The organism is Methylobacterium sp. CM6246 (assembly GCF_054818005.1).
Genome location: NZ_JBTXKY010000001.1, coordinates 6,073,184 through 6,094,396, shown reverse-complemented (window position 1 = coordinate 6,094,396; position 21,213 = coordinate 6,073,184). Strand labels below are relative to the sequence as shown.

The following is a 21,213-nucleotide window of genomic DNA, read 5'->3' as shown; positions in this document are numbered from 1 at the left end:
GTCTGCGCCTACAGCTTGCCCTTGAGCACAGCTGATCCCTGCCGCACCCCGTGAAGAGAGGCCGGCTGCTGCCGAATGCCGAGCAGGGCGGCCGGCGCGGCTCTGGTCCCCCGCAACCGGATCGGCACCGCGGTGAGGACGGTGTTGCCGTTGAGGCCGACGCCGCGGATCACCGCGGTGGCCGTGCCGAATCCGATGCCTGCCTTTCGGCCGCGCCCAGTTTCCGAGGCTACAGCGGCCGCGCGGCCAACCCCGGGAATCGAGCGGCGCCCGGTGGCGGTGGTGGTACCTGCGGCGCTCGCCGTGCCCACCCCGCGGACAGACTTGCGGCCGGTACCAGTGCTGGACCCGATACCCGATGCCGATCCGGCGCCGGCGGCCGAGTGCGCGCTGGTCGCCGATCCGGACCCGACACCAGAGATCTGGCCCGAGCCCGAGACAGACTTGCGGCCGCGCCCTTCAGCAGCAGCGATCCCGGCGGCCCTGCCTGAGCCGGATGATGCCTTGCGCCCGGACCCCGTGAGAGATCCCGTCGCCTGGCCGAGGCCGGATCCCGCGCCAGCCTGCTGCGCGATCCCGGTCCCGGTGGTGGAGCCAGTCGCGGTCGCACTGCCAGTGCCGCGGCGAGACGAACTGCCGATACCGACGGCGCCGGCAAAGGCGTTGGCCAATCCGGACGCGCGTCGAGCGGTCGAGCCGGTGCCGGTGATCGCCCCGCGGACCGTGACCGGGCCGGAGCCGGAGCGCTGCGCGGCGCCGGACCCGGTCGAGATCCCGATCGCGGAACTCGATCCCGCGCCGGTCGCCCCGCGCCGCCCGGATCCCTGCGCTGCCGAGACCGCGGAGGCCGTGCCCGCACCGGCGACGCTCTTCCGTCCCGTACCGTCTGCCGACGCGACCGCGCTGGCAGAGCCGGTGCCGGTCCCAGGCTTCGATCCCTGGCCGGTGACGGAGGCGACGGCCGCGGCCAGGCCAAAGCCGCGCGCCGACTTCGCGCCGGTACCGGTGGCCGCTGCGACTGCCGATGCGAGCCCGGTACCGCGTGCCGACTTGACGCCGGAGCCTGTAGCGGTGGCCACGGCCGAGGCCGAGCCGGTACCTGCGCCAGGCTTTTTGCCGGTCCCTGTGGCGGATCCGATCGCCGCCGCGGAGCCTGAGCCCCGCGCCGACTTCAGACCTGTGCCGGTTTCAGACGCAACCGCAGTCGCCAGGCTGGCGCCAGATGCAGCCTTGCGCCCGGTCGCGGTCGAGGTGCCGACCGCGGTGGCCAGCCCGGCACCAAGCGCACCCTTCCGGCCGGAGCCGGTCGAGGTGGCGACGGCCGAGGCGGAGCCGCTGCCCTGGACGGACCTGGCGGCGCTCGTCCCGACGGCGGAGCCAATGCTCGAGGCGGTGCCGGCGCCGGCGGCGCCCTTGCGGCCCGCACCCGTCTCTACAGCAGTAGCCGAGGCCAGGCCGCTGCCAAGCGCGCCCTTGCGGCCCGAGGCCGTCGCCGCGGCGACGGATGATACGGCGGCCGATCCCTTCCCGCCCTTCAGGCCGGTCCCGGTGCCGGACGCGATAGCGCTCGCCAGCCCGGACCCGGCCGCACCCCTGCGCCCCGTAGCGGTCGCTCTGGCAACGGCCGTATCGGTGCCAGCGCCTTGAGCTGCCTTCCGGCCTGTGCCGGTTGCTCTCGCGACAGCCGAATTGGTGACCGTCGCGCGCGCGGCCTTGCGGCCGGTGCTGGTCGTGACGCCCCGGGCGGTCGCGGTGCCAGCGCCAATGCGCGAATCCACTGGCGTAGGCGTACCGCCGCCGGAATCCGCAACCGTCGGCGGGGCGGCGGCATAAGGATGGCTCGCCGGCAGGAGCGCCTGTAGCCCGTTGTTCCAGGCGCGGTAGCCCTGCCACTGCGCTAGTTCGGCGGCCGAGATCACGCCTGACCAGAGGATCGCTTCGGCGAAGGCGCCCTTCGGCGAGTTGCCGCCCTGGCCGGTGCGCATAACGCCCAGCCGGTCCATCTGGTAGACGCTCAGATTGGCGTGCGAGGCGGTACCGCCATCGACGCCGTTCAGAGAGGTCTTGTAATCCGTCAACGACGTCGGGACGCCGTCGATCATGACCGGCGCCCCAACCGGGATCGTGGTCGAGGCCTGGTTGAACCCGTACCAGTAACTGAGCTTGCCGGGGCCTGAGATGAAACAGAGCGGGATGACGCCGGCGCTGTCGAAGGGATCAGACCCGTTCGGCGTTATCAGCGAGATGAGGCGGCTGTCGGAATCGTCCGCGTTCTGCCGGAAGACGGCGCCGGTGCCCAGCGGCAGGTTCGGCGGATAAGCCTGCCCTGCCGCGGTGCGCCAGCCGCCGTTGCCGTTGCTCTCGATCCCGGGCTTGCCGGTCCCGAACGCATCCGGGTTCCACGTGAGGCCTGATCCCTCCAGGAAGAGGGTGCGCCCCTTGCCGGAGCGGTCGACCCAGTTGCCCGGGGCTCCGCCCGACAGTACGTCAGCACCGGGCGCAACAGCGCCGAACGGGTCCTTGGTCCGATACCACCCCTCGAGCGTGACGCTCTTGAGGTTGAGGGGAGTCCAGAGGGCCATCAGGCTACGCGAACGTCGCCAGGGCGGTGTCGATCAACGCAGCGAGCGGCGCGAGGGTGTCGGCCGCGACGGTCAGTGGCACGATCTGGCCGTCGCCCTCATGGGTCCAGCCCACATAGCCGCCGGCGCCGTCGTTCGGCAGGTTTGCCAGGAGCCAGTCGGTGACGGCCTTGCACGCGATGATCGAGCGCATGAATTCCGCGTCGATGTCGTAATCCGGGGCCTGCAGCGCCTCCTTGGCGTACTCCGCCAGCCCCTCGACGCCCTGGATCGAACGGCCGACGCCCTGAGAGCCGTTGAGCGCCTGGTACAAGCCGACCAGCGCGACGAGCGGGACGCGCGCCCCCGCATCGATCAGCCCCTTCAGTCCCCGCAGATTGACGGAGCAGGTCTGGGCCGTGGCGATGACCAGCCGATAGGCGGTCTCTGCGGTCTGGGGCGCGCTGGTCGGCAGCGGCATGGCGAGGCGTCCTCGATCCAGATGAAGCAAGCGGGCCGGCCCAAGGCCGACCGAGACGGTCAGGCTGCCAGCCTCACGAATGGTTCGGGCTCACGCGATAGCGGCCAGCGAGACTTCGCAGGCCGTATTCGATCTCGCGTGGGACGGTCCCCGCGGTGACCTCGCGGTTCGTGTAGAAGTGCGCGGCCAGCAATAGGATCGACTGCTTCAGGCTCGCGGGGACCAGGTCGGGCTCGGGCCAGCCAGCCTTGAACGTCACCCGGTATCGCCGAGGATCGGCCATGTCCCCTTGGGAGCGGAACGCAGGGGCTGACAATCGCGCGATCACCCCGTTGCCGTTCATGAGCGCCAGCATGAAATCGCCAGGCTCGAAGGCAGTGTAGGCGCCACGATCGAGCCGCCGCTCCAGGGTCGGTGCCATGTCGTCGGGGATGGGCCGCAGCGGCAGTTCGGTGGCGTCGCCGACCTGGTCGAGGAAGAGCTCGAACTCCTCCTCCAGCAGGCAGTAACCGTTCAGCCAGCCGTCCGGGCCATGGAGGAAGTCGAAGGCGGCCGCGATGTAGCCGAGGAGCAGGCGATCCTCGTCGTCATGCCGAATGCGCGCATGCGCCTTCAGCGTATCGAGCGACACGACGTCGAGCTTCTGCTCTGGCGTCAACGGGGCTGAGATCCGACGCAGGTCCACCCGACCGCCTCACTTCGTCTCGTAGCCGCGGAGCGTGCCAGGCCGGGCCATCTTGTCGGCGCCTGGCCGCGTGACCGCCTTCGGCTGCTGGCGCTCGGCCCGGTAGGGGTCGACCTCCGCATCGGACGAGCGGATCGGGCGCGGGGTCTCCGCGCCGTCCTTGTGATCGTCGGCCATCAGAGGGTGACGGTCTGCTGCGTGGTCAGGGCGTTCCCGCCCGCACCGGTGGCGGCCGAGGTGGCGGCACGCCGGGCGAGCTCGTCCTGGATCACCCTGTCCGCCTGCTCGGTGCTCAGACCCGCATCGCTGCCGGTGATCTTCTTGGCCAGGGCGATGCGCTGGAGACGGTGGCTCTCTCCCCATGCAGTCGGGATCTCGATGGCGGACTTGCGCTCGGCCTCGGTGTCCAGCTGCGCCTGCCGCTGCTGCGCCGGCGCGGCGTTCAGCTGCACGATCGGCTCGGCCAGCCCGTCGTTGTACCAGCGCAGCGCCGTATAGGGCTCGGCTCCGCGGATATCCCCGACGCGCTCGGTGATCGTCGGGACGAGGAACGACATCGGCACGAGGCCGGTGTCCCCGTTCTTGATCCTCTGGAAATCCTCGACCGTGGCCACGTTCTTCGCCATGTCCGTCGTCCTCGTGATGCTGAAAGGGGCGGCGAAGACGTCGCCGCGGCGTGCCGCGCGCCAGCCGAGGCCAGCGCGCGGCTATGCGGACGGCGATCAGCCGGCGGTGGTGGAGGGCGAGCCCGCGCGGACGTGGGTCAGCCGGACCGCGGCCTTGGGCTGATCCAGGAAGACGTCGTGCTGCATCTCGCAGAGGATCGCGCTCATGTTCTGCTGCCAGAGCAGGACGAGCGTGCCGCCGTCGTCGATGGTCGCCTCGGTGGAGGTCTTCATGGTCATGCCCTCCTCCTCGGCGAAGAGCACATGGCCGAAGTCGACGAGGCCCAGGTCGCCCTCGTCGGTGCTGGTGCCACCGTTCTCGGCGAACTGGTTGGACACCAGGATGCGGATGCCCTTCCAGCGCGGGTTCACCGGATCGTCCACGCCCGGGTAGATCAGGTTGTTGTTGCCATCACGCAGATCCGCGAGGAACTGCATGAACCGGTAGCCCATGGTCCACTTCCATGTGTCGGAGCGGACGATATTGGCGCCGGTCATCGCCAGCATCATGCGGGACGCGACCCGGTCGAGCTCGCCCACGGTCGGCGCTCGGTTGTTGGCGAACAGTCCGGTGCCCGAGCCATCGAGGACGGTGATGCCCGGCTGGTTGAAGATGCCGGTCGGCGTGGCTCCGACGCCCGTACCGAAGTACATGGCCGAATCCATCTTCAGGCCCATCACCCGCTGAAGGTCGCTGCGGACGTATTCCTCGAGGCGGCCGATGGTCCACTTGGCCGCTTCGTTGGTCATGTAGACGATGCCGGCCAGCTTGTGGCTGCGCATGTCGATGTCGTCGAAGGTGGGCGCGCCGACCGGCTTCTTCGCGCCCTCGCCGACGTAGGCGGCGGTCGCCGAGCCGACGCCGCGGGCCTGCCGGTACGTGCCGCCGATGAGCTGCACGCGGCGCGGGTTGCCCTGGAGGAAGGTCGCGGCCGGATAGAGGATCGGGATGATCTCCTCCGCGACCGGCTGCGGCAGAAGCACGTTGTTGGAGACGCTCGAGGCGAGGCCGGCCTTGAAGCGCTGCTCACGCGCCTTGGCGTCGAACTCCTTCAGCGTCTCGCCGTAACCTTCCTGCTTGAGCAGGTCGACCGGGCTGATGCGCTCGCCGGAGCCGCTCTCCTGCGACTGCTTGTTGAGGATGGCGGCCTTCACCTGGGCGGCGATCGGCAGCAGCGCCTTCTGGACGTCCTTCACCTGCTTGGCGGGGGCCGCATAGGGCCGGTGCTCGCCGCCCGTGCCACCGCCGACTGGGCCATCGGCAGCTTTCGAGGTGGAGCCTTCGATGGCCTCGTCCGCCTCCGCGATGGTGATCAGCCGGTCCAGCGCCTTCAGGCCGTTCACGCCGGCCTCGTAGGCGGTGACCGCTTCGTCCGTCGGGTCGGTGGCGAAGGCGGCCGTCTTCAGCGCCTGAAGAGCGATGCGCTTGGCCTTCCGCTCCTCACGCAATTCTTGCAGAGTCTTCATCACTTTGCTCCGTAAGACAAGCCTGGAGAGCAGCCCCGCAGCTGCGGGCCTCCAGGTTTCAGATGCTGGCTGCGGGGATTCGGTGAGCGCTTAGGCGCTCAGGCGCGCCTCGATGTCGGCGTGCCGCTCGGCAGCCGCGTTGCGACGCTCAATGCGATCATGCAGGGCGCCGAGCGCCGGCAGATCCTTGGTGAAGACGTCCTTGAGCTTCTGCTCGGGCGTCGGCTCGGGCGCGGGCTTGGGCCCGTCCTCCTCGGGCTTCGGGTCCGCCGCCTCGGTCTTGCCCTTCAGGCCCAGCGCGATGAGCAGCTTCGACACCACCGACTCCGCCAGGCCTGCCGGCTCGGCCGACACCGACTTCAGCGGGTCGATCTGGGTCAGGGCCGAGCACTTGTGCGCCACCTCGGTATCGGTGGCCGTCCAGCTGTCGCCGTCCTGCTTGTAGATCGTGATCTTGGCGGCCGGATCGTCCGAGGAGCCCGAGACAGTCGCCCCGGGGACCTCGATCGAGCCGTCGCTGACCACCTTCGTCACCTTGCCCCGCGCCGTCTCGCCGTTCGCCGACCAGGAGACGAAGTCGCCGATGGCGATGCTGCTCGCCTTCTCCAGGTGCGGCTCGCCGGAGGCGTCCTTCCAGGCCACGAAGCGCTCCCCGCCGAGGACGAGCGACTTGCGCTCGGTCCCAGCCCGCCGGTGGGCGTCCTCGAACACCTTGCGCGGCATGATCACGCCGTTCTCGATCCGCCAGGTATCGAGCACCTCCTCGATCATCTCCCGGGCCATCGCGTCGCCCCTGGCCGCGGCCTTGGCCAGCGCCGCCGGGTTGGCCGGGACGGTGCACGGCGAGCACTCGAACAGCTCGGCCGAGTGGATCATGTAGCCCGGACAGAAGTAGCCACCCTGCTCGTCCTCCGGCACTTCGCGGCGCTCGATGGCGGTGGGCATGAACCCGATCGAGCAGGCGCGCACGCTGCCGGCGGCGAAGTGGATCGCGAGGCGGTCGGCCATGGGCTCGCCCTGCACCAGGGTCAGCGTGCCCTCGGTGCGCTTCGGCCGGCCGGTGAGGGTCTTCTCGATGTCGGACCAGGTGCCGACGGGCGGATCCCCGGCGCGGTGGGACCACGGCGCCACCGGGTTCTTCTCGAACTCGGTGGTGTCCAGGCCGACCTGCACGACGATGTCGCGATCGCGGTCCTCGATCTCCGCCGACATGACGAAGCGGATGGTCCCCGCCTCCTTGTCGAACTTCGGGGCCTTCTCGACGAGGCGAGCCGCCTTCAGGATCACGCCGTTGTCGCGCGCGAACTGCTTGCGCTCCACGCCGCCGTAGCCGCGCGAGCCGAGGTATTCATCGATCGAGACGCGCTTCGAGGGCATCAGGCTACTCCTGAGGAATGGACGAGCCGCGGGCCCGCCTTGCCAGCGTTGTTGTCGGGGCTTTCATCCTCACCCGCGCCGGGCTGCGTCGCGTTCTGGCCGGTGGCTGCCTGGATGACGTTCCCGGCCCGGTCGACGAGGGCCATGGTGACGGGGACGGTGCGGACCTGGCCGCCCTGTCCAAGCGGGTTCAGACGGAACGGCATGATCTCGCGCGCCTCGTCGATCTCCATGATGCCGGTGCTCATGCCGGTCTTCACGAGCTTCTCGATCGTGTCCGGATCGTTCGACATCAGCGCCGAGCGGTCGAACTGGAGGCTGTATCGAGGCCAGTCGTCCTGCGGCAGCGAGTGGTTCCGGAACTTGGTCTCGATGTTGAACGCCAACGGCATCAAGCAGTCGTTCACATACTGCCGGTTCATCGACGCCATGTTGTTGTAGGCGACCGATTCCAGCGCGTAGATCCGGTGCGGCGGCACATCCATCAGGCCGCAGATCCGCATCACGGCCTGCGTGAAGCTGTCCTTGCTCTGGGCGTCCACCGCGTTGATCGCGATCGGCTTCGCGGTGAGGCCCGCCTCCAGCAGGATCGCTTCGCCGGTGCCGCTTGCCCGCCGGGCAGCCTCGCGCAGCTGATCCTTCAGCCGGCGGAAGGCCGCCTCGCCCATGTCCGAGTTGGGGAAGCCCTCCTTGGTCTCGAACACGAGCGGCTGCTTGCCGTCGTTGCCGAACAGCTTGGTCTGATAGCGCCCGATCGCGGACAGCAGATCGAGGTTCGGGGATCCCAGAACGACGTTCGACAGACCGTTGACGCCGTCGAGGAGCCGTCCGCGCAGATGGATCATCTCGTGCTCGGGCACGATCAGGTACGTGTCGCCGAGAACCGCGCGGTCGTATTCGGTGGCGGCCACGATCTCGTAGAAGATGTTGCCGCGATCGCTGACCCGCATCCGGGCCCGGCCCGGCATGATCGGGATGTACTCCTCGATCGTGTCCTCGCGGTCCCGCGGGGTGTAGATGTAGGCGTTCTGCGCCACCTCATGGTGGAGCACGATCATCCGCCAGAACTCCGGCCAGGTCATCGCCGTGTGGTTCGGCTTGGTCATCAGGTGGTAGGCGAGCTCGCCCTTCACCGGCTCGACCATCTGCCAGCCGCGGCCGTTGCGGCGCCACTGCAGCATCTCGGCCTTCGAGATGTCCCGCGCCTTCACGTCGGCGCACTGGATCAGCAGGGCGAGGCCGGTGGCGCTGCCCTGGTAGAAGCCGGACCCGACGCCGAGGAAGCCGAGATCGTCCCAGCCGCGGTCGTACATCTCGCGGGCGATCGTCTCGCGCTGGTCCTGGGCCGGCCCGGAGTAGACGCGCTGCCCCGCCTGGTCCGACTTGGCGAGCCCCGCCCACATCTCGGCTTCGGTCTGCGGCATGTTCAGAATCCGATCAGCCCACGTTCCATGTAGATCGACGGCTTCTCGACCTTCACGCCGGCCGGGATGCTGCCGCTCTCGTGCGCCAGCCGGGCCGCGTTCGCGTTGATCGCCGCGTCGAAGCCGTCGATCGAAGCCTTCGATCCGGGCTTTGCCTTCTTGGGCAGGACGTTGTCGTTGGGATTTCGCCTAACGTTTTCAGAGGTTTATCTCCGGCGTCGCAACGGTTGCGCAAATGGCGGACCCAAGCGCGACGGCGGCAGCGGTCTCGGACAGGGCTGGAACGTCGAGCAGACGGTCGGCCAGGCGGCCCATAACCTCGGCGTGCCGGACCACCGGCAGCACCGGGTGCGCGTACACCTGGAGCGTCATGTCGAACTTACTGTGGCCCATCAGGCTCGCCACCGTGGGCAGGTCCATGCCGTTCGCGATCCACCAGGAGGACGCGAAATGCCGGAGCGCGTGGAAGTGGAACGAGCCTTTCCCATCGTCCAGGCCAGCACGACGTAGGAGTGGCCGCCAGTGCGCGCCGTGGAAGTTGCTCGGGCGGATCTGCAAGCCGGTGTCCGTGCGGAAGACGAGATTTCGCTCGTTCTCGACGAAGTAGTGGCTCATCCACCGCGACAGCAGCGCCGAGAGGTGGGCCGGCATAGGAACGTCACGCACACCGGACTCGGTCTTCGGTCCCTTCACCTCGTCGAACCGGCTCAGGGCCGTCCGGACGCGGATCATGCCCTCGTCGAAGTCCAAAGAATTCAGTGTGAGGCCGACGATCTCGCCGTAGCGGAGGCCGCAGAACGCTGCGAGATGCACGAAGCATTTCAGACGGAGGAAGGTGATCGGGTGCTGCCAGAACGCTCGATCCTCGACCGCCTTCAGAAGGTCGCGGACCTGTTCCGTTGTGAACGTGCGAACCTTCGGCATCTTCAGGCCGCGCATGAGCTTCAGGGCCGGTGTGATCGGATCGGATCGCAAATAGCCCCGGCGCCGCCCGAACTCACACGCTTGCCTCAAATAGAAAACGTGGGATCGCGCGGTGCGCGGTGAAAGCTTGTGAGATTTCATCAATGTCCGAAACAAGTCTTCAACGTGGGCCGCTCGCAGATCGGAAACTTTTAGCTTGCCGAGGTTCGGGATTAGGTGCAGATCAACCGACCGGCGCAAATTTCCCATCGAGCTAAGGCCGATTTGCTTCGCCTCAACTCTGTCCTCATTTTCCTTGATCCACTCGTCGCACATCCGCTTGACGGTCACGGTGCCATTGAGCGTATGGAGGTTGCCGCTGGCTATGTCGTCTTCAATCTTACGCTTGAAAGTATCGGCATCCTTCTTCCTCGCAAAACTCTTAGATTTGTGCTTTCCTGCAAGGAGATACCGAACTTCCCACGCTGACCGTTGCTCACCCTTCGGTGTGGTCCACTCGCGCTTGTTAACACTCGCCATCTCGGTTCTCCTGAATTGCCGCCGCCGGCGTGAGATTCCCCGGGGCGGGGATCGTGGGCTCGAAGAGGGGTATCAGCGCACCCACCGTGCTCTGCGGGCCAGCCTCCCGGCCGCCACGAGTCATTCACCCGTCCAGGTCATCGGGGCGTCGATTTCGGCGCGAAGGAAGTCGATTTGGGCAATGTGAGTGCCGGCCCACCGGATGTCGATATGAGCGAGGAAGGCGAGGATACGGCCTATCAAGCCGAACCTCCATTGTGACCCACGCCTCTTGCTACGCAGACAGTTGCGCCGAGATCGACCTCGATGCCGGCCTCGGCGTAGTAGCGATCTTGGCCGCCTCCGATCGTCCGAAGGCGCCGACGGGATCCGGCTGCTCCATTGCGTGGATGGCCTGGGTGACGGGGCCGAAATAATGCCTCGGCCCCTGACGTATTAACCGGTCCTGTCGTTTCCAAAGGTGTAGTAAGCGCGTGATGCTATAGGCGCGCGAAGCCGTCGCCGCTCTCTATGACAGAGTGGTGGGGTTAGGGCCGGGATGGAAGTTGTACCTTACGCTCGGCCTGCTTTTCTGATACGCAAGAATGTATGTGGATGTCAATTCCTGATGCGCAGAAAAGGCGTGGCCGGCCCGCGACGGGTGTCACACCGCAACATGGGGTCCGCATGTCCGATGACTTGCTGGCCGGCGTCGAGGCCTGGCGCGAGGCGCAGGCGGATCCAAAGCCTTCGCGTGCGGAAGCCATCCGCCGCATCCTCACGGATCACCTCCGCGCGAAAGGCTTCCTGAAGTAGGATCTCGCCGCGACGCTTCGACCGGGACTTGACATACGAGTTCCGCATCAGGCGCCTTCGTCCCCTAAGAATCTCGTGGCAGACAATCAAGGTATAGAGCTCGATGTAGTCGAGTTCGTGCTTCAGCGTCGTGGAGGCGCACCGTGCCGGGTCTAGACGCTGAGGGTCCCCGCGTTGCGCGACTGCGCCGCGAACTTGTAGCCGAACTCGGTGGCGACCTCGACCCGCAGCGCCAAAGTCTCGGCGCCCTGATCCATCGTTACCTCGTACGCGCCCGCCGGCTGATCCCGACCGCCAAGCGTCGCGTCTTCTTCGTCCGCCGGTTCTGGGATGGCGACGTCGTGACACGCCACGTCGACACGGTATTCGCAATGGCGCGGCTAATCGAGGAAGGTGCTGACCTGACGCCGTACCTGTCGAGCCGAGCGCATCGGCCAGGCAAGCATCCGCGCGACGCGCAGCACGATGGGGATTTCGGCCTCGCCGCCTACGATGTGCATCACCTTCATTTCGATCCCGTCGATTCGGTCGGCCCGCGCAAGACCCGGCAGATGGACAAGGAGGACGCAATGCTGTTCGCGACCTTCGGCCGAGAAGATGCGGCGTTTATCATGGTCGGCACGCACAAAAGCTTCCACGACGGGACGCTAGAGAACGCCGTCGTCCAGGCCCGCGCCGATGCCGGCCACATGATGCTGAAGGGGATTAAGGGGGAGTCGGGCTTCACCGCGCTCCAGCGGACGAAGATGGGCTTGCGGGGATTGAACGCTGCGGTCGCGATCGGCGGCGAAGCCGCCATCAGCTCATTGGTAATGAGCAATGGCAGCTCGATGCGGACGCTCCGCATGGCCGATTTTGCCGCGTGGCGGATTCAGGATGTCGACCCGATCCTCGACGATATCGAGCGGGCCAGGGCGCTCCTCGGGCCGCGTGTGCCGGACGATCCCGACTTCTCTTGGGGCTTCGATCGGACCCGCCTGGTGCTGGTCGAGGCCAAGAGCCGCACGGGGTTTAACTTCGCTGATCAGCCGAGTTGAACGTGGCGTGGTGCTCGGCTGCATCTATATGCTGACCGAGAGAGCCGAGTTGCTCGCCGCACCGATCCATCAGATTCATTGGCTCCCGCGCAAGTGCTCGCTAAGCGTGCTGAAGTCACTAGGCTCGTCCTCGTGCCCGGCTAGCGGTGTGTTCTCGGCCGCCACCCGCGGTAGGAGCGCCGTGTCGACCAATTGGCTCATTCAGGCCGTGCCTCACTGCCGCTGGTGGACGAGACGACGCGTCGTCGCTCGACCCCCGCCCGGGATCTTGGTCGGCCTCGGACCGCGTCCGCGCAGGGGTTGGGGCATTCAACGACCGCTCAGCGACTTTTTTTTCCGATCGGGTCTCGGAAAATGGCTTCTCATTCGGTTGCCGCTCCCTTGCTCGCGATCCTTAATCCGCCCCCCCTATCCCTTTTGGCATTCGTCCGTCTGGCGGTGGCTTCACGCGGCTCGGGCGCGGCCTCCCAGGTCTGAGGCGACCGCCGGCATGCTGATGCGCTGAACCAATGCGTCGAGGTCGGTTCTGAAATCGGGATGGCGACGGGCGATGGCTGCGAGACCGGTCGCCACCTCGCGCCACCGCGCATCGTCCAAATTGGACACCGTGGTAGCGGGCGCCATTCGGTATTCAGAGGTGAGGCCGTTCCAATGGCGATGGAAGGCCATGATGCCGACGTTGAACTAAAAGACTACGCTGCGAAGGCTGATGCCGGCAGCATAGGCGGCTTCGATCGCCCCACGCTGTGGGTTCGTGCCTGCGATGCTCCTGCGGCCGGAAATCGTCCTGACTGAGGTATCGCACGACATGCAGGCGGGCTCCTCCGGCTAACCCGGATTGAGGGACTCGCGGCCGACCCTATACCGGCTGTCCTTATGGAATGTTGCGGCGCCGGTTAGGCGGATGGCGACGTGAGAACGTTTCGTAGAACTGTGTCTCAGATAAAGGTGCACTGACGTTTGGCGCAGCGCCGACATCAAATGGGTTGGATCTGACGCCCGGTACACGCTGCAGAGGTGGAAGAGCGCCGTAAGCCGTCATTAAGTTGCATCCAGAAAGCCGCCGTTCCGCTTTGCGCCCAAGTCGGCTATTCCGCCGAAAATGGGACGGCCCCGGAAGCGGACATCTGTCAAGCAGGCCACGACATGGCCGCACATGAGGAATCATCTCCAACTCCGGTCGACACAGCTCCCAGGCTGTTCGCCACGCTCCTGCGCCAGAGCGAGATAGTCTGTGTAGCCCTTCTCGCCGCCGCCATAATAGGTGGTCGGATCGTCGGCGTTGAGCGGGGCGCCTGCGCGCAACCTCTCCGGCAGATCGGGATTCGCGATGAACTTGCGGCCGAACGCGACGAGGTCGGCCATCCCCTCGTGAATCCAGCGCGCAGCGGTCCCGGTGTCGAAGCCTCCCGCGGCAATGAGCGTCCCTTTGAATCGCTCGCGGATAAGTTGGACGAGCGCCAGAGACCGCTGGTCGGGGGGCTCCCTCTTCTGCATCTGCTCCGAGGCCGGATTGACGACATGGAGATAGGCGAAGTCAAATTCGGCGAGCCGTTCGCTGATGTAGCCGAACGTGGCTTCCGGGTCATCGTCGCGGATCTCGTTCATCCTGCCAAGTGGCGAGATCCGGACACCGATGCGGTCTGGTCCCCAGATCCGAGAGAGCGCCTCGGCAACCTCCAGCAGCAGTCGCGTCCTGTTCCCCACCGTACCGCCATACGTGTCGGAGCGGCGGTTTGTGCTGCTTTCGATGAACTGGTCGAGCAGGTAGCCGTTTGCGGCGTGGATCTCGACCCCATCGAAGTCCGCGGACTGGGCGTTCCTCGCTGCGCGCTCGTACTGCCCCACGATATAGGGCATCTCCTCGAGGGCCAATGCGCGCGGACGAATGAAGGGGACGAGTGCCCCTTCTCCCCGTTCGTTCTCGATGAACGCCTTCCCCTGCGGAGTGATCGCAGATGGGGCAACGGGAAGCATGTTGTCGGGCTGCAGGGCCGGATGCGAGATCCGGCCGACATGCCACAACTGGCAGAAGATGCGTCCGCCGGACTCGTGCACGGCTTTGGTGACGTGCCGCCAGCCCTCGACTTGCGCGCTGCTGTGGATGCCCGGCGTCCAGGCATAGCCCTGCCCCTGCATCGAGACCTGTGCCGCCTCGCTGACAATGAGCGCTGCGGAAGCGCGTTGCGCGTAGTAGCAGGCGGCGAGAGGGCTCGGTACGTTGCCCGGTGACCGCGCGCGTGAGCGCGTGAGCGCGTGAGGGGCGCCATGATGATGCGATGCGGAAGCTCAAGAGGTCCCAGGCGATAGGGCTGGAACAGCACAGCCGGATCCGAAGCTGCCGCCGGGTCGCGCGTTCGCGAGAGGGTCGCTGCATCCGCCATGGAGTGACTCCTTCGGACGCACGGCCGGCAACAGGCCCCAGGGCGCCTCGATCGCGTGACGCGGAAGCCCACCAAGGCGGCGGCCCGTCCGCTGAAAGTCTAATCATAGGAACGGCGCGATCGCGTTCCCTGACGTCCGTCAGCGTCGGACGAACTCGATGCCGCCGATCCGATCGGCTGCGCATGGCGATCATTGGCCCTCGAGACGCTTCTGCAATCCGGAACAACGGCCGTGACGGAGTTCTCGCCACGACGAGACGGCTCCGGAGGCCATTCGCGAGCGCCACGGCGACGCTGCCGGGCCACCTGACGTCGCGATCGGTGGCCCGACATGGGCGGCGGCCCGCCGGCCGGCCCTGGGCCCGGGAGGACGGGGTCCCCGCAGCCACCGGAGTGAGGGGGGCGCAGGTGCCAAGCGCGCCGGGCACCTGCGCGCGGCGGCGCCTCAGAACGGGTACCGCAGGATCGCCGCCAGGGCGCACCCCGCGGGCAGCTCCGCGCGGCTCGCGCACAGAACCCGGGCGTCCGTGCAGAGGGCACGCCGGGCGACTTCATCGAGAATAGAATACGTTTCGGCGTCGTCGGAGACGGAGTACGTCACGCTGCCGTCAATATCGCTGACCAGGCCGGGGATCACGCGATCGAGGTCGACGACGAGCCGGTCGACAGCGGCCGCTGTCGCGGCATGGGCCGTCCGGGAGACGTCGCTGGTGGCCCGGTAGGGCTTCAAATCGTCATAGAGCGCGAGGACGCCTTTCACTTCGTTGCGGTAGAGCCGGTCGAGTATGGGGAGTGCGGCGTCGCCGAGCTGCGCGTCGCTGCGGTGGTCCGGGCTGCCCTCGATGGCCTCCGCGATGAGATGCGGATAGGTGTTCACCGCGCGGAAGATGCCGAGCATGGGCTCGGCCGCGGCTAGGGTCTGGACTCGATCAGCACCAGAACGCGATGACGGCGGCGAGAGCGACAGCTGAGGCGTAGTTACGGGCGAGCTTGTCGTATCGTGTGGCGATGCGGCGGAAATCCTTGAGGCGGTTGAAGGTCGCCTCGATCCGCCAGCGTTCGCGGTAGCGGCGCTTGTCGTGGCGGATCCTCTTCTTCCGACCGCGCTTGCCCGGGATGATCGGCGTGATGCCCTTCGCGCGCAGGTCAGCGCGCAGCCAATCGGCGTCGTAACCCTTGTCGGCGCTCAGGCGGCGGATCCGGCCGGGGGCCTCAGCCAGCACGGCTGGAGCTGTGGTGACATCGCTGGCGTTGCCGGGCGTCTTGAAGCGGTTGTAGACGGTGGTACGTGGGCCATACGCGGCCGGGCAGTCGCGCCAGCGGCAGCCAGAGGTGAGTACGTGCAGGATGCCGGAGATGATCTGCCGGTCGTCCTTGCGCGCCGGTCCGGGTTGATCCTTCGGCATGAACGGTTCGATCACCGCCCACTGCGCATCCGAGAGCCAGAACAGCTCCGCCATCGTCGCCTCCGTGCTGCACGCGGCGGCCCTGAATCACGAAAGCGCAAAGCTCGCAAGAGCTTGGTGCGGTTCACACCCTAGCACCATCGGCGTCGAGCGACCGGCGAGGGCTTCGCGGACCGCACGGTCCACCGTTCGCGCGTATTGCGCTTCCAGGACCTTCTCGCCCTCGCGGTTCTGAAGACGGCGGCGCGGGGCCCCCACGTGGATCGATGGCCGGTCGAGGGTCTCCGCGGGATCGTCCGAGTGGTGGGGAACGGGGACCCGCGCTGGCGGCATGTTGACGACCACGTGGAGAAGTCGGGCTCCCCCTGCCGAAATTGCGACAACGAAAATCTCCAGGGGAGACGTGATCGTGCGGATCAGCGGGGCGAGGTGGAACCGGTCGGCGACCTCGGCAAGGGGGGCCGGTCGGATTGGCAGGCGGTAGGTCTGCATGGACTTCGTCTCTGACCGAACGAGCACGCCGAGGCCATGCGCCTGCAATTTCCAGAACTCTTCGACCGGTGCGAGCGGATCCGCGCCGTTGAGGCGGTGCTTGTTGTCATCCAGGCTCTCCTGGATCCGTCCCGAAAGGACTCCGAACTGTCGTTCGAAGGATTCGATCACGCGTTCCGAGACGGCGGCTTCGCGCAACTGCGCGATGGCGTCCTTGGCGAGATCCTTGAACGCGATGCGGTTGGCCTCGGGGTGCAGGGGCGAAGTCGGCAGATAGAGCGACACGAATACGCCGCCCCGCGCCGTCGCGAGCGCCTTGAACTCCTGCAATCCGGGGATGTCCGCGCGTATCATTGCAATAACCGTGGCGGGTCGCGCCTCTGCGGGTCAGGGCTCACCCACCTGAGCGGGCTTTTGTCGGTTTCGCCCTGACGGGCGTCAGTCGCCACGCGACGGGCCGGGATCACCCGGGCGGAGGGTGCAAGGGCGGGCATGGCAGCGCTCGCATCGCACATTGGCTGACGATCGTCATGGACGCGATGAGAATGTCAGTCTCAGCTTTCGCGGCATCGTGGATAGCCGGGACGGTCACGCGTAAGAGAGTTCTTGCGGAGTAAACCATGCAGATCAATGCGAGCCGAACGGTGGCGGCGTCCCCGGCGAAGGTGTTCGGCCTGGTTTCGAACGCCCTGGAGTGGCCACTCATCTTGCGGACAGTCGAGAGCGTGGAGCTATTAACGGAGGGCGCGCTGGGCATGGGGTCACGCCTGCGTGAGCGCCGGCTCCTGCTCGGGGCTGAAGTCACCCTCGAATCCGAGGTGATCGAATTCGCCCACCCGCATCGCTTCCGGTTGGTCGTCGAGAGTTCCGACCGCTCTTTCGACCGGGATTTCATCATCGACGCACTGAACGTCGGATCGCGCCTGACGCTCGCGATCCGCCCGGGTTCAAGGGCCTCCACGGGCCGTGTGCTCCTCGACATCGTCTCGCCCGTTCTGCAGATCCGGCTGAGCGACGAGCTCGAGATGGACATAGCCGACTTCGCGGCGGCCCTGCGGGCCTGACCGAGCGTCACAACGCGCCGATGGCCGTCACGCGAGGCTGGCCGGGCGGGCACATTCTCCGTCTAGAGCCGTGCCCTGGCGGGTTGAATCGCGCGGGGTAGGCGATCTGGCTGGCGTGTGATTCACTGGATGGGCTTGTGATGGAGGATCGCCATGCCTTCAGCCCTGTCGGTGGATCTGCGCGAGCGTGTGGTCGCTGCGATTGAAGCGGGTGCATCGCGGCGTCAGGCGGCCAAACGCTTCGGGGTCGGGGCGGCCAGCGCGGTCCGTTGGTACGAGCGCTTCCGTCAGAACGGGCAGATCGCGCCCAAGCCCATGGGCGGCGACCGCAACTCGCAGCGTCTGGAAGCGCAGGCGGCCCTGATCCTTCGGCTCAACGAAGAACACCCGCTCTCCTTCTTGCGGGAACTGCGCGACAGGCTCTCGGACCGCGGCGTCCGGGCGAGCACGAGCAGTTTGTCGCGCTTCTTCGCCCGGCATGGGATCACCCGTAAAAAGGGGCTGTCCACGCGGCCGAGCAGGAGCGGCCGGATGTGAAGGCTGCACGCGAGGACTGGTTCGAGCGACAACCCGATCTGGATCCAGATCGCCTGGTTTTCCTCGACGAGACGGCCGCCACGACGAAGATGGTCCGCCGCTATGGTCGTGCTCCGTGCGGTCAGCGCTGCCGGATCGCCGTGCCTCACGGGCACTACAAGACCACCACCATCACCGCCGCCCTGCGCGCCACGGGACTGATCGCCAGGACCGTCTTCGATGGGGCCACGAATGGTATGCGTTTCCGGGCCTACGTCACCGACACCCTGGCTCCGGTGCTGAGGCCCGGTGACACCGTCATCCTCGACAATTTGAACGCCCACAAGGTCGCCGGGGTGCGCGAGGCCATCGAGGCGGTCGGCGCACGGGTTCTCTACCTCCCGCCCTACAGTCCCGACTTCAATCCGATCGAGCAGGTCTTTGCCAAGGTCAAAGCCCTCCTCCGGACGGCTGCAGCACGGACCGCCGCCGGCCTGACCATCGCCATCGAGGACGCGTTCGCCGCCGTCCGACCGGATGAGTGCCGAAACTACCTTACCGCTGCTGGATACGATGCCTATGAGCCAACCTGAAAGGGCACGGCTCTAGTCGCCCTCCCTGTGGGCCGACCCCGCATCACCGGAGTGCCGTGGGGGAGCGCGGCCCGGCATGACCCGCAGATTGCCGGACGTAACCGGCACGACACGCCGGACGCATAGGAAACACCGCCCGATCGCATCAAGGGATACTTGCCATTACGTCAGAAACACCGCGCGTCATCCGAGCGGGGGCTGATATGGCCGTCGCACATCACCTCCACGGTCGAGAAGGCCGCAGCCTCCGTCCACCGCGGATAGTTGACCACGCTGCGTCCCTCCTTCGAACTGGTCACGCCCGTCACTGGGTGTGCAAAGCTGGCGCCCTGCCGACGTATCGCTGAACCATGAAATGGGGCCGTACTGAGTTGGGCCATAGATGACGCGGCCAGGAGCAGTCCGAGAAGCGGGGTCACTGTTGCGCGCCGGCCCCGGTCACTTCCATCGCGTGGTAGGGATCCTGCTGGCTTTGGTCACTCTGGCGGGGCAAATCCGGACTGTGATGACGCCTCACAACAGGAGATCGTGCAGCCGTTCCGCTCGATCCCAGTGCTCCGTCTGAGGATTTTTCAGGCGAGGGTCGACGATGATTTTGAAGGTCCGCGAGAGCGTGAGGCAGAGGCCGCCAGCGACCTCGGGAAGCCACGCTTCGGTATCATCGCTGCAGGCCGCCATCGAGGCCGGCCCTGTGGTGAGCGAGGCGAGGCTCTCCTTGACGGCTCCGGCATTGCTGACGGCGCGGAACTCGTGGATCCGCTCCTGGAACCCCTTGGTGATCGGGAGATCGTGTGGCTCCACGATCTCGCGCCCGTTCGCCTTGGCAATGGCTCCCGCACGCAGAACGAGATTCCGGAGCTTACGGTCAATGAAGCTGCCGAGACGCTTCAGATCGCTCTTATCAATGACGAGCGAATCTGTTTCCCGAAAGAAGTGCTCGAACCGAGCGATACCTGCGACGGGAAGCGCGGTCATGGAATCACCATCGAACGATGTGGAATCATGCTCAGCTCGCTTAGGCGCGCCGACGCCGGGTCGCACTGATGCCTGTCAGTTCGCCTGGTCTCCCTTTCGTGCCCCGTGCAGGCTCTCACCGGATCTCGTGCTGCCGGAGCCAGGCTCGGAGGGCCTCGGCGTTGACCGCGCCGGCATGTCGGGCAACCGCTTCGCCTTTCGAGAATAGTATCATCGTGGGTATGCTGCGGATACCGTATCGCGCTGCCAACCCCTGCTCCGCTTCGGTGTCGACCTTGAGGAACCGGAAGTCGGGCTCAAGCTCGGCGGAGACTTTCTCAAACACGGGCGCCATCACCTTGCAGGGACCGCACCACGCAGCCCAGAAATCCACCACGACCGGAATGTCGTTCTTCTGGATATGCCGGTCGAACTGTGCGGCGTTGACCGAAACAGGCTGTCCGGTGAACAGCCCCTGCTTGCACCGCCCGCAACGCGCCGCCTTGGCCGGCCTGGACAAGGGAACGCGATTGATGCTCGCGCAGTGCGGGCAGACGATGTGCCGTCCCTCCTCGCTCATCGGTGGCTCTCCCTGACTAAACCATCTTCCCATCGGCCGGTCGGGCGTCACGTCCAACGGCCTATCGAGACATCAGCTCGCGCCTTGTCCGCGAAGGCGCGCCGCTCTTTTATGAGCGCGACCGTCCACGTGTTGAGCCCGCGACGCTGGCGACCTTGTGGTTCGAAGTGTTCAGGATCGGACGGCGCTCGCCACATAACGCTGACACCGATCCGTTTCGGTCCGGCCGGGTAGGCACCGGCGCGGCACCCCGGTCTTGGCGTCGACTTCGAAGGCTAGGGCTTGTCGAAACTCGGGGGCCGTCCGCTGCTGCGGCATCGTTCGAACTGCGCGAGGACCTTGGCAGGGTGGGCGCCGCCGCTGGCCTACCGCTTGTGCTTGCGGACGCCCTTATTCTGCTCGCCGGACTTGGTCACCTTCTTCCAGCGCTTCCAAGAAGGCCGGACACGGGCTTTGCGTGACATCGACGTTCTCCTACGCGGCGGAGCGGAACGCCGCGTAAGCATCTTCAACTGACATTCTGAGCGCCAGGGCCCGGGCTTCGTGCGGAGACGGTGACCGGCCCGCACGCGTCCAGCCCCCCGGGCTTCATCGGCGACCGTCCACGATGGGCTGCATCCCTCAGGGATCGGAGGGTCGGCAACGGAGACGATTCTGTCCAAGCCCGAGCGGGGCCTGATGAAATCCGGCCCTGATCCGCCAGGTCCTCAGATCGCGCTTTGCGCCGGCTGCACCATTCCGGGGATCGGCCGATCGTTGCGGTGTTCGCGAAGCCTGAAGGCGAGCAACAGCATGGCGATGCCGAAGACCAAGGCGTAGATTCCGATCCACCATGTCAGCACCACGGCACCCGCGAGCGGGGCAAGAACGAGAATGATCCCGAAGGCGATCGATGACACTCCGCCAAGTGCGAGCCACCACCGTCCGTGGTTGCGCTTGAGACGGATCGCCGCGACCACCATGGTACTCCCTGAGATGATGGACCATACCGCCGTCAGCACCACGAACACGAGGGCGGTGATGCCGGGCCACGCGGCGGCAAGAACCCCTGTGATGATGTTGACGAGGCCGCCGAAGAAGAGGGCTCCCCAGCGCTTGCTGTGCTGCGCCGCCCGCAGAGACGCGACGATGGCGAAGATGCCGTCCACCAGCATGTAGGCGGCGAAGATCAGAATTAGAGAGATGAGGGTCGAGACCGGCATCGCGAGGGCCGTGATGCTGAACACGATCGCGAGTACGCCCCGGAGGGCTATTACCCACCAGTTCTGGGCCAGCGAATAGTTCATGAC

General features: G+C 66.6%; 20 protein-coding genes and 1 pseudogene. 4 read left to right on the top strand and 17 right to left on the bottom strand.

Features of this window, described 5'->3' with window-relative positions; genetic code table 11:
- Positions 1–8 precede the first annotated feature (8 nt).
- The 9 genes from ACYQPG_RS29415 to ACYQPG_RS29375 form a co-directional block, all read right to left on the bottom strand.
- Positions 9–2,582: a beta strand repeat-containing protein gene (locus ACYQPG_RS29415; protein WP_461232367.1), complete on the bottom strand. Its 2,574-nt coding sequence runs from the start codon at positions 2,580–2,582 to the stop codon at positions 9–11.
- Positions 2,583–2,586: 4 nt separating this feature from the next.
- Positions 2,587–3,042, bottom strand: coding sequence for a hypothetical protein (locus ACYQPG_RS29410; RefSeq protein ID WP_461232366.1), 456 nt, complete (start codon positions 3,040–3,042; stop codon positions 2,587–2,589).
- A 73-nt stretch (positions 3,043–3,115) separates the two neighbouring features.
- Positions 3,116–3,700, bottom strand: coding sequence for a head-tail connector protein (locus tag ACYQPG_RS29405; protein WP_461232365.1), 585 nt, complete (start codon positions 3,698–3,700; stop codon positions 3,116–3,118).
- A gap of 36 nt (positions 3,701–3,736) precedes the next feature.
- Positions 3,737–3,904, bottom strand: coding sequence for a hypothetical protein (locus tag ACYQPG_RS29400; RefSeq protein ID WP_461232364.1), 168 nt, complete (start codon positions 3,902–3,904; stop codon positions 3,737–3,739).
- On the bottom strand, positions 3,904–4,353 hold the full coding sequence (locus ACYQPG_RS29395) for a hypothetical protein (RefSeq protein ID WP_461232363.1): 450 nt from the start codon (positions 4,351–4,353) through the stop codon (positions 3,904–3,906). The genes ACYQPG_RS29400 and ACYQPG_RS29395 overlap by 1 nt, the downstream gene beginning before the upstream one ends.
- A gap of 96 nt (positions 4,354–4,449) precedes the next feature.
- Positions 4,450–5,859, bottom strand: a complete 1,410-nt coding sequence (locus tag ACYQPG_RS29390; protein ID WP_461232362.1) for a phage major capsid protein — start codon at positions 5,857–5,859, stop codon at positions 4,450–4,452.
- A gap of 90 nt (positions 5,860–5,949) precedes the next feature.
- A complete protein-coding gene (locus tag ACYQPG_RS29385; protein ID WP_461232361.1) occupies positions 5,950–7,236 on the bottom strand; it encodes an HVA1 family protein in 1,287 nt (428 codons plus the stop codon).
- Positions 7,236–8,660: a phage portal protein gene (locus tag ACYQPG_RS29380; RefSeq protein WP_461232360.1), complete on the bottom strand. Its 1,425-nt coding sequence runs from the start codon at positions 8,658–8,660 to the stop codon at positions 7,236–7,238. The genes ACYQPG_RS29385 and ACYQPG_RS29380 overlap by 1 nt, the downstream gene beginning before the upstream one ends.
- A 198-nt stretch (positions 8,661–8,858) precedes the next feature.
- A complete protein-coding gene (locus ACYQPG_RS29375) occupies positions 8,859–10,103 on the bottom strand; it encodes a tyrosine-type recombinase/integrase (protein ID WP_461232359.1) in 1,245 nt (414 codons plus the stop codon).
- 666 nt (positions 10,104–10,769) lie between these two features.
- Here ACYQPG_RS29375 and ACYQPG_RS29370 point away from each other — a divergent pair.
- Positions 10,770–10,898, top strand: a complete 129-nt coding sequence (locus ACYQPG_RS29370; protein ID WP_280137113.1) for a hypothetical protein — start codon at positions 10,770–10,772, stop codon at positions 10,896–10,898.
- A gap of 341 nt (positions 10,899–11,239) precedes the next feature.
- On the top strand, positions 11,240–11,935 hold the full coding sequence (locus tag ACYQPG_RS29365; RefSeq protein ID WP_461232358.1) for a hypothetical protein: 696 nt from the start codon (positions 11,240–11,242) through the stop codon (positions 11,933–11,935).
- 444 nt (positions 11,936–12,379) lie between these two features.
- On the opposite strand, the gene ACYQPG_RS29360 is transcribed toward ACYQPG_RS29365, so the two are convergent.
- The 5 genes and pseudogenes from ACYQPG_RS29360 to ACYQPG_RS29340 form a co-directional block, all read right to left on the bottom strand.
- Positions 12,380–12,604, bottom strand: a complete 225-nt coding sequence (locus ACYQPG_RS29360) for a hypothetical protein (RefSeq protein ID WP_461232357.1) — start codon at positions 12,602–12,604, stop codon at positions 12,380–12,382.
- Between the two features lie 495 nt (positions 12,605–13,099).
- Positions 13,100–14,205, bottom strand: a pseudogene (locus ACYQPG_RS29355) (alkene reductase).
- A 559-nt stretch (positions 14,206–14,764) separates the two neighbouring features.
- Positions 14,765–15,286 carry a baeRF11 domain-containing protein gene (locus ACYQPG_RS29350; RefSeq protein ID WP_461232524.1) on the bottom strand — a complete coding sequence of 174 codons (522 nt, stop codon included), beginning with the start codon at positions 15,284–15,286 and terminating at the stop codon, positions 14,765–14,767.
- A complete protein-coding gene (locus ACYQPG_RS29345; protein WP_461232356.1) occupies positions 15,249–15,779 on the bottom strand; it encodes an IS5 family transposase in 531 nt (176 codons plus the stop codon). The genes ACYQPG_RS29350 and ACYQPG_RS29345 overlap by 38 nt, the downstream gene beginning before the upstream one ends.
- A 33-nt stretch (positions 15,780–15,812) precedes the next feature.
- Positions 15,813–16,547: a baeRF11 domain-containing protein gene (locus ACYQPG_RS29340; protein WP_461232355.1), complete on the bottom strand. Its 735-nt coding sequence runs from the start codon at positions 16,545–16,547 to the stop codon at positions 15,813–15,815.
- A gap of 290 nt (positions 16,548–16,837) precedes the next feature.
- On the opposite strand from ACYQPG_RS29340, the gene ACYQPG_RS29335 reads away from it, so the two are divergent.
- Both ACYQPG_RS29335 and ACYQPG_RS29330 read left to right on the top strand, forming a co-directional pair.
- Entirely contained in the window at positions 16,838–17,281 is a 444-nt protein-coding gene (locus ACYQPG_RS29335) for an SRPBCC family protein (RefSeq protein WP_461232354.1), read from the top strand.
- Positions 17,282–17,434: 153 nt separating this feature from the next.
- Positions 17,435–18,390 (top strand): IS630 family transposase gene (locus ACYQPG_RS29330; RefSeq protein ID WP_461229959.1). Its coding sequence is split into 2 segments (ribosomal slippage): positions 17,435–17,786 and positions 17,786–18,390, totalling 957 coding nucleotides; the frame shifts between segments, so codons are not numbered across the junction.
- A 513-nt stretch (positions 18,391–18,903) separates the two neighbouring features.
- Here ACYQPG_RS29330 and ACYQPG_RS29325 read toward each other — a convergent pair.
- The 3 genes from ACYQPG_RS29325 to ACYQPG_RS29315 all read right to left on the bottom strand — a co-directional run bounded on the left by ACYQPG_RS29325 (position 18,904) and on the right by ACYQPG_RS29315 (position 21,210).
- Positions 18,904–19,365 (bottom strand): DUF1931 family protein, encoded by a 462-nt coding sequence (locus ACYQPG_RS29325; RefSeq protein WP_461232353.1) that lies wholly within the window; start codon positions 19,363–19,365, stop codon positions 18,904–18,906.
- 115 nt (positions 19,366–19,480) lie between these two features.
- Entirely contained in the window at positions 19,481–19,924 is a 444-nt protein-coding gene (gene trxC, locus ACYQPG_RS29320) for a thioredoxin TrxC (RefSeq protein ID WP_461232352.1), read from the bottom strand.
- A 707-nt stretch (positions 19,925–20,631) separates the two neighbouring features.
- Entirely contained in the window at positions 20,632–21,210 is a 579-nt protein-coding gene (locus tag ACYQPG_RS29315; protein WP_461232351.1) for an HdeD family acid-resistance protein, read from the bottom strand.
- Between the last annotated feature and the right edge of the window lie 3 nt (positions 21,211–21,213).

Bases quoted from the DNA above. Each gene is read 5' to 3' on its own strand.
- ACYQPG_RS29315 (WP_461232351.1), bottom strand. From the start codon at position 21,210: ATGAACTATTCGCTGGCCCAGAACTGGTGGGTAATAGCCCTCCGGGGC.
- ACYQPG_RS29395 (WP_461232363.1), bottom strand. From the start codon at position 4,353: ATGGCGAAGAACGTGGCCACGGTCGAGGATTTCCAGAGGATCAAGAAC.
- trxC (WP_461232352.1), bottom strand. From the start codon at position 19,924: ATGAGCGAGGAGGGACGGCACATCGTCTGCCCGCACTGCGCGAGCATC.
- ACYQPG_RS29415 (WP_461232367.1), bottom strand. From the start codon at position 2,582: ATGGCCCTCTGGACTCCCCTCAACCTCAAGAGCGTCACGCTCGAGGGG.
- ACYQPG_RS29325 (WP_461232353.1), bottom strand. From the start codon at position 19,365: ATGACCGCGCTTCCCGTCGCAGGTATCGCTCGGTTCGAGCACTTCTTT.
- ACYQPG_RS29370 (WP_280137113.1), top strand. From the start codon at position 10,770: ATGTCCGATGACTTGCTGGCCGGCGTCGAGGCCTGGCGCGAGGCGCAG.
- ACYQPG_RS29380 (WP_461232360.1), bottom strand. From the start codon at position 8,660: ATGCCGCAGACCGAAGCCGAGATGTGGGCGGGGCTCGCCAAGTCGGAC.
- ACYQPG_RS29345 (WP_461232356.1), bottom strand. From the start codon at position 15,779: ATGGCGGAGCTGTTCTGGCTCTCGGATGCGCAGTGGGCGGTGATCGAA.
- ACYQPG_RS29390 (WP_461232362.1), bottom strand. From the start codon at position 5,859: ATGAAGACTCTGCAAGAATTGCGTGAGGAGCGGAAGGCCAAGCGCATC.
- ACYQPG_RS29375 (WP_461232359.1), bottom strand. From the start codon at position 10,103: ATGGCGAGTGTTAACAAGCGCGAGTGGACCACACCGAAGGGTGAGCAA.
- ACYQPG_RS29410 (WP_461232366.1), bottom strand. From the start codon at position 3,042: ATGCCGCTGCCGACCAGCGCGCCCCAGACCGCAGAGACCGCCTATCGG.
- ACYQPG_RS29335 (WP_461232354.1), top strand. From the start codon at position 16,838: ATGCAGATCAATGCGAGCCGAACGGTGGCGGCGTCCCCGGCGAAGGTG.
- ACYQPG_RS29385 (WP_461232361.1), bottom strand. From the start codon at position 7,236: ATGCCCTCGAAGCGCGTCTCGATCGATGAATACCTCGGCTCGCGCGGC.
- ACYQPG_RS29360 (WP_461232357.1), bottom strand. From the start codon at position 12,604: ATGGCCTTCCATCGCCATTGGAACGGCCTCACCTCTGAATACCGAATG.
- ACYQPG_RS29400 (WP_461232364.1), bottom strand. From the start codon at position 3,904: ATGGCCGACGATCACAAGGACGGCGCGGAGACCCCGCGCCCGATCCGC.